The organism is Gammaproteobacteria bacterium, assembly GCA_003696665.1.
Taxonomy (GTDB): domain Bacteria; phylum Pseudomonadota; class Gammaproteobacteria; order Enterobacterales.
The window spans coordinates 19206-30986 of the sequence record RFGJ01000043.1 but is presented as its reverse complement, the minus strand read 5'-3'; the positions used below and the strand labels follow the sequence as shown (position 1 = coordinate 30986).

The following is an 11781-nucleotide window of genomic DNA, read 5'->3' as shown; positions in this document are numbered from 1 at the left end:
GCTCTATCGGGGCTACAGCATTGACGATTTGGCTGAGAAAGCTGATTTTATGGAAGTGGCCTATCTGCTTTTGTACGGAGAGCTCCCAACACGTCAACAAAAGGAAGAATTTCTTGCTCGCATCAACAACCACACTATGGTGCATGAGCAAATTCGGAGCTTCTTCAACGGGTTCCGCCGTGACGCCCATCCCATGGCCATTATGGTCGGCGTGGTTGGTGCCCTGTCTTCTTTCTATCATGATTCGTTGGATATCAATAATCCTGAACACCGGGAAATCAGCGCTTATCGCTTGATTGCCAAAGTCCCGACGATTGCAGCGATGTGCTATCGCTATTCACTAGGGCACCCGTTCGTCTACCCGCAAAACCATATGAGCTATGCGGAGAATTTCCTCAATATGATGTTCTCCATGCCGTCAGAAGAGAGCACTCCCGATCCGGTGCTGGTCCGCGCCATGGATAAAATCTTTACGTTGCATGCGGATCACGAACAAAATGCGTCAACTTCGACGGTTCGTCTGGCGGGTAGCTCGGGTGCCAATCCTTTCGCCTGTATTGCCGCGGGCATCGCTTGCCTGTGGGGACCAGCCCATGGTGGCGCGAACGAAGCCTGCCTTAATATGCTGGAAGAAATTGGCGACGTGAAAAACATTCCCAAAGCCATCAAGCGCGCGAAGGACAAAAATGATCCGTTCCGTCTCATGGGCTTCGGGCATCGTGTCTACAAGAGTTATGATCCTCGCGCCAAAGTCATGCACCGAACATGCCATGAGGTGCTTGAACATCTCGATATTAAGGACCAGCCGCTGTTCAAAGTCGCCATGGAACTTGAACGCATCGCGGCCGAGGACGAATATTTTGTTGAACGGGGTCTGTATCCAAACGTCGATTTCTATTCCGGCATCGTCCTACGCGCTTTGGGTATCCCCAAAACCATGTTCACGGTGATCTTCGCCTTGGCGCGGACAACAGGATGGGTGGCCCAGTGGTCAGAAATGATCTCTGAGAAGAATCTCAAAATCGGCCGTCCTCGCCAACTTTATTCTGGTCCAACTGCGCGTCCCTTTGTCGAAATCGACAAGCGCGGTTAATAGAGAAACACGTCACTTGCGAAAGAAAACTGGGGGCCTTGCCCCCAGTTTTCATTTTCAAGACCGCGCCCAAGCTGGCCAACTGGTATGCTCGGAAAAATCATTGACAAGCGTTTCCAGTAGCGACTTATCTTCCTCGGTGAAACGGGCCAGCGAATAGCTGTCGAGGTCCAACACACCGACCATTTGTTCGCTCGGGGTCTTTATCGGTACTACTATCTCCGACCGAGCTTTGGGATCACAGGCGATGTGGCCAGGAAAATCATGTACATCAGGCACGATCAGGGTAGTCCCCTTTTGGTATGCGCTGCCGCAAACCCCTTGATGATTTGGAAACCGTGAGCAGGCCACCGGCCCTTGATAAGCGCCAACAACCAGACAGTCCTCCTTGTTCCAGTAAAAGCCAACCCAGCTGACGTCGTCTAATTCCTGTTTTAACAAGGCCACGAACTGTGCGCAGTTGGCTTCAAAATCAGTTTCACCTTCGCGAAGTGCTCGCCATTTTTTCACTAGTATGTGTTCCATTCGTAACACCAGACATTAACCATCAATGGACAGAATAATAGTTTGCCATGACCAACACCATAATTCACAGTAAATACATCTCATAAGCATATGCCAGCGAATCCACTTTTTCTCATGCCATACTTGGCGACAGCCCCATGGCACGATAAGATACCGGTCCTATTTCTGCCGAACCTGTAACATGCCAGAATCGAAAGAAAAATTATTGACACAATCACCATGCATTGGCGTCTGCAGTACGGTCGCTGGTGATGAAATCTGTACAGGCTGCTTGCGGACCTTTGAAGAAATGGTCAACTGGCATCGTTACAGTGATATCGAAAAAGATGCAATTAATCGTCGCATCCTCGCAGAAAGAGATTCGAAGCGCGATCTGGACAAGTGTTGAACAATTGAGACGGGAGACGAAAATTGAACCCCAAGGCGGTATCGATCAAAGAAATACTTTCTGGCCAACTTCCGGTTGGAGAAAATGTCATTGTTCGTGGTTGGGTACGAACTCGCCGTGACTCAAAGGCGGGCTTCTCGTTCATTCACCTTCATGACGGTTCGTGCTTCCATCCTGTCCAAATTGTTGCGGAAAATCATCTCCCTAACTACGAAAGCGAGATACTTCGCTTGACGTCTGGATGTTCAATTTCGGTCACTGGAACCGTGGTACCCTCGCCAGCCAAAGGCCAGGCGTTCGAAGTCAAGGCATCGGAAATTGTTGTTGCGGGTTGGGTCGAAGACCCCGATACCTACCCCATACAGCCAAAACCTCACACTTTGGAATTTCTGCGCGAGGTAGCACATCTCAGACCACGCACGAACGTCATTGGGGCCGTGACGCGCGTTCGGAATACCTTAGCTCGCAGCATTCATCAGTTTTTTCAAGAACAGGGGTTTTATTGGATTCACACCCCCATCATTACGGCAAGCGACTGCGAAGGTGCTGGTGAGCTTTTTAGAGTTAGCACGCTGGACTTGCAAAATATTCCGCGCACCGAAGATGGTCAGGTGGATTTTCGACAAGATTTCTTCGGAAAAGAAACTTTTCTGACGGTCAGTGGCCAACTCAATGTCGAGGCTTATTGCCTTGCCATGTCAAAAGTCTACACCTTCGGCCCAACTTTCCGAGCAGAAAACTCCAATACGTCTCGTCATTTGGCTGAGTTCTGGATGGTGGAGCCGGAGGTGGCGTTTGCCGACCTAAATGATATCGCCGACCTCGCTGAAGCGCTTTTGAAGCGCATGTGCCGAGATGTGCTCGACCAATGTCCCGATGATATGGCATTTTTCCAGCAAAGAATCGACAAAAACTGTATTCAACGCTTAGAGCAACTTATCAATGCCTCTTTTGAGCGTATGGATTACACAGACGCGATACGAATTCTCGAGCAATCGGGCGAATCTTTTGAATTCCCAGTCGCATGGGGCATGGATTTGCAAAGTGAACACGAACGTTATCTTGCCGAAAAATACGTGGGCCGCCCTATCGTTTTGCAAAACTATCCGAAAGACATCAAGGCTTTTTACATGAGACTTAATGACGACGAGAAAACGGTGGCAGCCATGGATGTTTTAGCACCTGGCATTGGCGAGATCATAGGTGGCAGTCAGCGGGAAGAGCGTTTAGATGTCCTCGACAGACGGATGCGTGAGTCGGGTTTAAACCCAGATACCTATTGGTGGTACCGAGATTTACGTCGCTACGGTACTGTCCCGCACTCGGGCTTTGGCCTCGGGTTTGAGCGCGCTGTTTCCTACGTGACAGGAATGCATAATGTGCGAGATGTCATCCCCTTCCCACGCACGCCGAAACACGCAGACTTTTAAGGAGAATACCATGATTCAACTCTTGGCCATTTGTGGTAGTACTCGCACTGGCTCCTACAACCGCCAGTTGTTGGCGGCGGCGACTGATGCGGCCGAAGATGCTGGTGCTCGTGTTGTGACGGTCGACTTAAAAGCGCTTAATCTCCCGTTTTTCGATGAGGATCTTGAGCAAGCAAAGGGTATTGTTGAACCGGCCATGAAACTCAAGGAACTCATGAAACAAAGCCATGGATTGCTGATTGCTTCTCCGGAATATAATGGCGCCTATTCAGCGCTTCTAAAAAACGCGATAGACTGGGCAAGCCGACAGGCAGAAGGCGAACGGGTTCTTGAGTGTTTTGCCAATAAGTGGACCCTACTGTTTTCCGCTTCTCCGGGCAGCCTTGGTGGCATTCGCGGTCTGACCCAGCTAAGGACCTTGTTATCGGGCTTAGGCTGCATTGTTCTTCCAAGACAGCTCTGCGTACCCAAGGCGCACGAAGCATTTGACGAACAAGGGAGACTCAAGTCAGAAAAACGACTGGCGACCATTCGAGAAATGGTTCAGGAAATGGTACAATTGGCGAAAATTCATGCGGAGACGACCAAATGAGTGACCATCGCAAAGATTATGTGAGTGAAGCAGACGCCTTCTTGGCAGAGCTGCATGCTGACAAACGAAATTGGACTGATTCGGTCGAAAAGGAAATCCGGAAACACCAGCGGATTGCTGAATTGCGTGACAATCCGAACGCGAAAGGCAACGATCAAAAACTGTGGTCTGACTTTTAAGTAAAAAAACAGGGGCTAAGCCCCTGTTTTTTGTATCGAATTATAATCCCGTCTTATTCTGCCGTCCTGATATATTCGACCTTCTTTTCCCAGCCTATCAACGAAGCCTCAGGCGGCATCTCTTGTGGCTGGCCGACATAGATAAATCCCACGATAGACTCTTCATCGCGCAACTTAAGCGCCTGCCTTGTGATCTCATGCTCCACCAAAGGCCCAGTTCGCCAGATTGCGCCAAGGCCAAGCATGAACGCTGCATTGACAATGTTCTGGCAAGCAGCTGCAGCAGAATGTTCCTGCTCATGTTTCGGAATCTTGGGATGCGGTACTGGTGAGCAAATGACCGTGATAATGGTCGGCGCGCGATACGCCTTCAACTTGGCTTTTTCCTGCGCTTGAACGCGCGCCTCACCAGAAAGGCCTTGACCAGCGATGTCGGCAAAAACACGCGCTAACCGTGCGCGCCCCTCGCCTTCAATCACAATAAACCGCCAAGGACGCAAACGCCCATGATCTGCGGCCCGCTGTGCAGCTTTCAGCAACCATTCCAACTGCTGTTGCGTTGGCCCCGGCGCTATCAATTTTGGGCATGAACGTCTTTGAAGGAGATAATCGATGGGCAACATAGGTGTCTTTGACGGATTGAAATTTGGCGTCCCGTAGGGGAGTCGAACCCCTGTTACCGCCGTGAAAGGGCGGTGTCCTAGGCCTCTAGACGAACGGGACGAAGACCTATTACCTGATAGCCTCTACTATTGCTGTTTGGCGTCCCGTAGGGGAGTCGAACCCCTGTTACCGCCGTGAAAGGGCGGTGTCCTAGGCCTCTAGACGAACGGGACGTTTTTGGTGGAGCTAGGCGGGATCGAACCGCCGACCTCTACAATGCCATTGTAGCGCTCTCCCAGCTGAGCTATAGCCCCAACCCTTAAAAACGACGCGCATTTTACGGACGGGCCCCAGCTCTGTCAACCAATTTACGCAATAAATTTTTGTCACCAACCTCTTTCTGAACGCGCACTGTCATGACGCCTATCACAACTCTTGATGGACATATGACAGCCGAACCATGCCGGGCTCAAGTCTGGCCTACGCGCCATCTGCGCGCGCTTTGACGTAATCGATGGCCCGCTGCAATCGAGCTAAACATCGCTCACGTCCAATCAACGCCATCACTTCATCGATACTAGGTGACTGGCCCTGACCGGTGACCGCCACTCGCACGGGCATACCGACTTTGCCCATGCCAACCCCCAATTCTTCTGCAGTGGTTTGAAGCAATGAATGCAAGACTTCCTTTGTCCAATCGTCTGCACGTTGAGCTTTTTCAAAAAACGCCATCAATGCTGGCAATGCGGCGGGACGCAGGTGTTTTTTCGCCGCTTTTTCGTCGTAATCTGAAAATTCTTCATAAAAGTAACGGCTGTGCTCGACCAAATCGACTAGAGTGGTGGCACGTTCGCGTATGAGCGCCACGACTGACTCAAGCGATGGCCCGAATGTGATTGCAACACCCTTCTCATCAAAAAACATTTGGGCCCGCTCAGCGACCGTCTCAACCGGCAACGTTTTCAAGTAATGCTGATTTAACCAGTTAAGTTTTTCGGTATTAAACGCAGCTGGCGCGCGATTGACCCCCTCAAGCGAGAACAATTGAATCATTTCCTCGCGTGAGAAAATTTCCTGATCACCATGAGACCACCCTAACCGCACCAAATAATTGAGCAAAGCCTCCGGCAAATAGCCGGCGTCTCGATAGGCCAATACGCTGACTGCCCCATGGCGTTTGGAGAGCCGTTTGCCGTCGTCGCCAAGAATCATCGGGACATGCGCATATTTGGGCAGTTCCGCACCAAGCGCTTTGAGAATATTGATTTGCCGAGGCGTATTATTCACATGGTCATCACCACGAATAACGTGGGTAATGCCCATATCCATATCGTCAACGACGACCGTCAAATTGTAGGTCGGTGTTCCATCGGTTCGCCGAATAATCAGATCATCAAGCTCGGAGTTTTTGACCTCAATGACACCCTTGATTTGATCTTCAAATCGAACAATACCGTCGAGTGGATTTTTAAACCGCACAACATGCGGCTCGTCTGGGGAAACATCTAGATTCCGGCAGTGGCCGTCATAACGCGGTTTTTGTTTCTGAGCCATCTGCTGCTCACGAAGTTGTTGCAGACGTTCTGGTGTGCAGCGACAACGATAAGCATGACCATTGGCCAGCAACCAGTCGATAATTTCTTGGTAACGTTCAAAGCGCTCCGTCTGATAGAAAGGTCCTTCATCGTAATCTAAGCCTAGCCACGCCATACCGTCCAAAATGGCACGAACTGACGCCTCTGAGCTTCTTTCCCTGTCTGTGTCTTCAATACGCAAAATAAATTGACCATTGTGTTTGCGCGCAAACAGCCAACAATACAGCGCTGTTCGGGCACCACCAACATGTAAATAGCCTGTTGGACTCGGAGCAAATCGTGTTCGTACTGTCATTTCGGTATCACCAAATTAAATTTGGCCGCTATTGTAGCAGTAACACCATCCGAAAAAAATTTACATCTTACCAGTTGACCCGCGGCGCTAAAGCCAATAAAATGCCGCTCGTTTTCTCGGGGTGCTTAGCTCAGTTGGTAGAGCATCGCCCTTACAAGGCGAGGGTCGTAGGTTCAAGTCCTACAGCACCCACCAAGTTAGACGGCGACCAGTCTTGGTCGCCGTTTTTTATTAGCGTCGCAAATTTGCCGCACGACGTTATCGAACCAAATCGACCGAAATTGCCGCGCTGCCGGGTTTTCGCGGATCCGGAGCCCCATAAAAATATTGGCCATCAAACATGATTGACTGTGCACCGCCTAACGATTTTCTGCGAACAACGTCGTAGCCCATGGTGCGAAGTTTCTCCACAGTGTCCTGACTAATGGTCGGCTCCACAAAAACCTTATCCGGCAACCACTGATGATGGATGCGCGGCCACGCCACCGCAGACGCGATGTTCATGTTATGCACCATGGTATTTAGGAGCACTTGCAGCACAGTGGTAATAATAGTGCTCCCGCCGGGAGAACCTGTGGCAAGCCACGGCCGGTTGTTTTTCAACACCAAGGTCGGAGTCATGCTCGACAAAGGCCGTTTACCGGGGGCAATGGCATTTGCCTCGTTACCGATCAGGCCATAGGCATTGGGAATCCCAGGCCTAGCAGCAAAATCGTCCATCTCGTTATTGAGCAAAATGCCAGTGCCTTCCGCGGTATGGCCTGAACCAAAACTGAAATTCAGCGTATACGTGTTCGCGACCATGTTACCGTCACGATCGATGACCGAAAAATGTGTGGTTTCGTGGCTTTCGTGGGATAGCCACTGTCCGGGTCGGATATCTTCTGACTTTTTCGCCTTGCCCCTTTCTATGTGTTTTGCGATCCGTTCCGCATAGTCGTCTGAAATCAGTTTTGATACGGGCACCTGAACAAAATCGGGATCGCCCAAATAACGACTTCGATCGGCATAGGCCACACGCATCGCTTCAATCATGATTTGGTATGTACTTGCTCGATTCGGTCCCAGTGCTTTGAGGGGAAAGTGGGACAACACTTTGAGCATCTGGAGCAAGTGCACTCCGCCCGAACTCGGCGGCGGCATGGTTAACACTCGAAACGCACCAAAATCGGCCCCAAGCGGCGTCCGTTCCACCGCGCGATAACGCTTTAGGTCTTCTTTGGTAATGAGGCCATCATGGGCTCGTATCGACGCCACAAATTTGTCGGCAACAGCGCCCTCATAAAAACCCGCACGGCCATACCGTTGGATCTCCGTCAAGGTCCAGGCAAGATCCGGTCGCTTCATAATTTCGCCCGCGCTGTACGGTTTGCCATTGTCGTGAAAAAATATTTTCCGGCTTACCTCGCACCGCATCAGCCGTTTTTTTGCTTTCCTCAAAGAATCTTCGAGCGCAAAAGAGACCTTGAAGCCAGACTTCGCTAAACGAATTGCTGGCGCCATCACCTCTTGTCTTGACAGGCGGCCATACTTCTCGTGGGCCAATAGTAAACCGGCGACCGTTCCCGGCACAGCGGTGGCCTTACCAGAATAACGTATGGCGAATTTGTCAATGCCACTGCCCTGCCAAAACATTTTCGCGTGCGCGGCACTCGCTGCGGTCTCTCGATAATCGATGGCAGTGGCTTTTTTTGATTTATGCAAATAAATCATCATAAAGCCCCCACCACCCAGATTTCCGGCCTTAGGCAAGGTCACCGCCAGCGCAAAACCAACGGCTACGGCGGCATCGACGGCATTACCACCTTTTGCCAGAATTTCCGCGCCAATGCGTGATGCCAAGGCATCTTCAGAAACCACCATGCCATGTTGCCCAACCACAGGTTGAAATGGCCACTCCATATCGATAATGGGGGTTGTCTCGGCTCGCGCAGGACGACTTGCCAGCACAAAAGTAAAACTTAGGATAATGAACATCACTCTGCGCATTGTCACACCTTGGACGAGACGCTTTTAAGCACCAGTTTGCCGTTCTCAAGCCAGAAAGGCAAATGACGCGCCATCGTGTGCGAAAAATATTGGGAAAGCGGCATTGGGCAGCGTATTAACTGGTAAGCCTGCGAGCACTTTGGCGTCAAGACATTGTGTAACTCGTTGAGTAATTCAAGTAGCAAGCGTGCGTCTGCGCGCGCGATTGGTTTCTCTGTCAAGGTGGCAATATGAACTCCCACGGCACAGACGATAGGCGCATATTCAACCGAGTCGGTGCCTGGTTGTTGTTGATAGAACGCACAGACATTTGCTAACCCATCAAGCAGCACATTGTCATCCCTTGATTCATGAAATAAAAACCATTCACCGTCAGCTGAGGCAACCTGCTGCCAGCCGACGCCACGCAGCGCTTGCATAAGTTCATCCAGTTGATGACAAAACTCGACGATTACATGCCCTCGACCAATTAAGCGCAACTGTTGTCGATTATGAATGCGAAGACTGAGCAGTTGATGGATCGGTGGTGTCTGTAGGTTCACGCTTGCCTCATATTTAAGTGTCGTTGCAAGCGCCAAACGTGCGGGCAACAAAGTCTCTCGATAACCACTGGCGTAACAGCCAGAGGGTTCAGGCAACAACTCAGCGACACTGGCCAAAGATTCGAGCATAATGACTTTTTTCTCCAGTGTTTCACGAGTTGTTGTCTCTAGTTCAAGTTGCCGCTTTGTCTCTACACACTGCTTCAGCGCTTGTGCCTTTTCACGCATAAGCGCTTGCAACTGCTTGCCAGACCTACGGCGCCAGCGGGTAAAGAAAATCAACGTCACCAAAAGTAAAACAGACAAAATAACATTGTAAAACAAGGCGTTTTTGAACAAAGGGAATTCCCTCGACCCAAGATGAGTGATTTGCCAAACATTGGACACGATGGTTTCCCGTACCACGGGATCATCCACGCGTATGGCGAGCAACCATTCTCGAGACTCAGTTGGTAGCGAAATTTTTTGTCCGTACTCGTAGTCGCGCCATGATGAATTATTGACTCGATAAAGAACATCCATCCCAGCCGTTCCAAACGCTCCCAGAACCATCGGCGTGACTGATCCGTTGGCCAGTGCTACGGTTTGACCGGGCCGCCATATTTGTTGGCCGTCGGTCAACAGGATATTTGCACGGCCTGCTTTAACCGTTTGTATATTTTGTCGCAACACTCCGTCAATTGTGCCCCATAACAAGAATTTAGGGGTATGTAATACCGCCTTAGGATTAATTTCCATTAATCCCAGCGACCTCGAAATCTTGGGCCGCCACAATCGCCGCAGGGTTGGATCGAATAATTGCACGCCTTGGCTGGTCCCAACCCACAGTCTCCCATTTGAATTGGGAAACACCGCATAGATGTTTCGACGATGGAGTGCCGCCACATCTTCAAAGCCATCCACCCACCAAGACTTGTCTCGTTCGATAAGCCGTTTAATGCCCTGATTGGTGGCCAACCAAATATCACCGTAGGGGCCAACTGCGATATGGTGCACATCCAATCCATTGATGCTGGAAAATTGTTTAGACAACCAGACGCCCTTATCGACATCAGCAACGGAAGGCCAATAAAAAATGCCGCTTTCACCACCAGCCCACAGGCGCCCGCTTCCATCAAGCGCTATCGTTGAGAAACGTTCACTTGGTAACGTGAATGCATCGGGCAAGCGATACCTGATATTTTCCAATAGTTGGCAATCATCACCCACCAAGAAACGCCAGACGCCACCGATGCCGACAGCCCAAAGATTTCGCCCATTCGAATACAATTGAAACACCCAGTCAGGCGCATCCGCGGTCATGTCAGATAAGTGATGCCAACGCCCCTGACAGTAAAAATGCAAGCCCTGACCACCCACCGACACCCAAAGCTGGTTCACAGCCACTAGCCAGTTGACATCTTCCAAGTGAGTCTGCTTTAGTTGGCTGGCAATGCGATTGCTGTGCAGTTGACCCTGTTCATCAAGACTTAACAGTCCCGCATTTCGCGTCGCGACCCACCACCCTTCTCGGCCTGGCGTGATACCCGTCACATCGTAAGAAAATGACTGTTTCCGAGAAGCCTCCGTGATTGGCCACTTCTGCCAAATAAAAGAATGTGGACTCTGGTACAGAAGTCCGTGATTGAACGTCCCTAGCCAGATCCCCCCATAATCATCGACCAACACGTGCATCACATTGAGGCGGTTGACACGAGCCCCTGAGGCCATTTGCACTGAGAACGGCCGCCAATTGCCCAGTCGACCTTCAAAGATGCCTTTGGACGTCGCAAACAGGCGCTTACCACGATAAACCACGCCGCCTCGAACTGACTCCGGGAACCTGTTGACGGTCTCGTCATCCACGCAAAATGTTTGTTGAAGGTCGGCCACACACCATTGCCGATCGTATCGCCAAATATTTAGTGGCTGCTCAAGTTGACTGACACTGATACTGATTCGCTGCCAACCATTTTGACGTAGCTGTCGCCACAACCACAAGTGCCCAAGGCCTGCAGCAGATATTTCTTGGTCGGAAGCGCTCAGCACAAACACTTCATCCGCCATCAATGTTTCATTGAGATGCCACGTATTATGGGTTGGCGAAAAAATCAGCGTATCCACGCCGCTTGACGACGCTAACCAGAGTTTGCCCCCAGCATAAACGGCATCATGCAGCAATCGCTTGGGAAAGGCTTGCCGTGAAATCAGTTGGTAATCAATCGAGAAAGTCCATATCGTGTGCTCAGTGAGCACGACGATCCGACCCGCCGACCCATTCAGTATTTTTTGTATTCGCCGACCAGAAAGCGGTGCTAAAAAGGTGGGAAGCAACAGCTGTTCACCATTCGCAAGGGCAACACCTTCCTGCGTCCCGATCCAAATGAGCCCGTTGTCATCGGCATGAAGTGCGGTGACTGTATTCTGTGGTAGCCCACTGTGGGTGTCGAAGGGAAATACCCGAAGTTGTGTGAGAGATGCCGCGGCCAATGGCGGACAAAGCACGACACACAAAAGCACGGACAGTAACCTTGTGAGGCGTGAAGCTCCTTTTCCGACTTTCATCCCTAT

General features: G+C 50.7%; 10 protein-coding genes and 4 tRNA genes. 6 read left to right on the top strand and 8 right to left on the bottom strand.

The genetic code is table 11. The features are described from left to right. Positions 1-1093 (top strand): citrate (Si)-synthase (gene gltA / locus D6694_01200; protein ID RMH47969.1); only part of this gene is annotated, 1093 nt, incomplete at its 5' end. Positions 1094-1150: 57 nt separating this feature from the next. Here gltA and D6694_01195 read toward each other — a convergent pair. Next, positions 1151-1618, bottom strand: a complete 468-nt coding sequence (locus D6694_01195; protein RMH47973.1) for a GAF domain-containing protein — start codon at positions 1616-1618, stop codon at positions 1151-1153. Positions 1619-1799: 181 nt separating this feature from the next. Between D6694_01195 and D6694_01190 the strand changes: the two genes are divergently transcribed. Genes D6694_01190 through D6694_01175 form a run of 4 tightly spaced genes read left to right on the top strand, consistent with a single transcriptional unit; the run spans position 1800 to position 4207 of the window. After that, the gene (locus D6694_01190; protein ID RMH47968.1) at positions 1800-2006 is read left to right on the top strand and encodes a DUF1289 domain-containing protein; all 207 of its coding nucleotides are present in this window, start codon (positions 1800-1802) and stop codon (positions 2004-2006) included. A 23-nt stretch (positions 2007-2029) separates the two neighbouring features. Further along, entirely contained in the window at positions 2030-3436 is a 1407-nt protein-coding gene (locus D6694_01185) for an asparagine--tRNA ligase (GenBank protein ID RMH47967.1), read from the top strand. A 10-nt stretch (positions 3437-3446) separates the two neighbouring features. Then, positions 3447-4028: a hypothetical protein gene (locus D6694_01180; protein RMH47966.1), complete on the top strand. Its 582-nt coding sequence runs from the start codon at positions 3447-3449 to the stop codon at positions 4026-4028. Further along, complete coding sequence (locus tag D6694_01175; GenBank protein ID RMH47965.1) at positions 4025-4207, top strand: hypothetical protein; 183 nt, start codon at positions 4025-4027, stop codon at positions 4205-4207. Before D6694_01180 ends, D6694_01175 begins: the two co-directional genes overlap by 4 nt. A gap of 53 nt (positions 4208-4260) precedes the next feature. Here the strand turns inward: D6694_01175 and D6694_01170 are convergent, their stop codons facing one another. The 5 genes from D6694_01170 to D6694_01150 all read right to left on the bottom strand — a co-directional run bounded on the left by D6694_01170 (position 4261) and on the right by D6694_01150 (position 6700). Then, entirely contained in the window at positions 4261-4830 is a 570-nt protein-coding gene (locus tag D6694_01170; GenBank protein RMH47964.1) for a nitroreductase, read from the bottom strand. 24 nt (positions 4831-4854) lie between these two features. Then, a tRNA-Glu gene (locus D6694_01165) sits at positions 4855-4930 on the bottom strand. A gap of 37 nt (positions 4931-4967) precedes the next feature. After that, positions 4968-5043, bottom strand: a tRNA-Glu gene (locus D6694_01160). 5 nt (positions 5044-5048) lie between these two features. Continuing rightward, positions 5049-5124: transfer RNA gene (locus D6694_01155), tRNA-Ala, on the bottom strand. 166 nt (positions 5125-5290) lie between these two features. After that, positions 5291-6700: a glutamate--tRNA ligase gene (locus tag D6694_01150; protein RMH47963.1), complete on the bottom strand. Its 1410-nt coding sequence runs from the start codon at positions 6698-6700 to the stop codon at positions 5291-5293. A gap of 119 nt (positions 6701-6819) precedes the next feature. Between D6694_01150 and D6694_01145 the strand changes: the two genes are divergently transcribed. Further along, positions 6820-6895 (top strand) — tRNA-Val (locus tag D6694_01145). A gap of 63 nt (positions 6896-6958) precedes the next feature. Here D6694_01145 and ggt read toward each other — a convergent pair. Together ggt and D6694_01135 are read right to left on the bottom strand one after the other, a co-directional pair. After that, complete coding sequence (gene ggt, locus D6694_01140) at positions 6959-8689, bottom strand: gamma-glutamyltransferase (GenBank protein RMH47962.1); 1731 nt, start codon at positions 8687-8689, stop codon at positions 6959-6961. A gap of 2 nt (positions 8690-8691) precedes the next feature. Beyond that, positions 8692-11775, bottom strand: a complete 3084-nt coding sequence (locus D6694_01135) for a hypothetical protein (GenBank protein RMH47961.1) — start codon at positions 11773-11775, stop codon at positions 8692-8694. Positions 11776-11781: the final 6 nt, after the last annotated feature.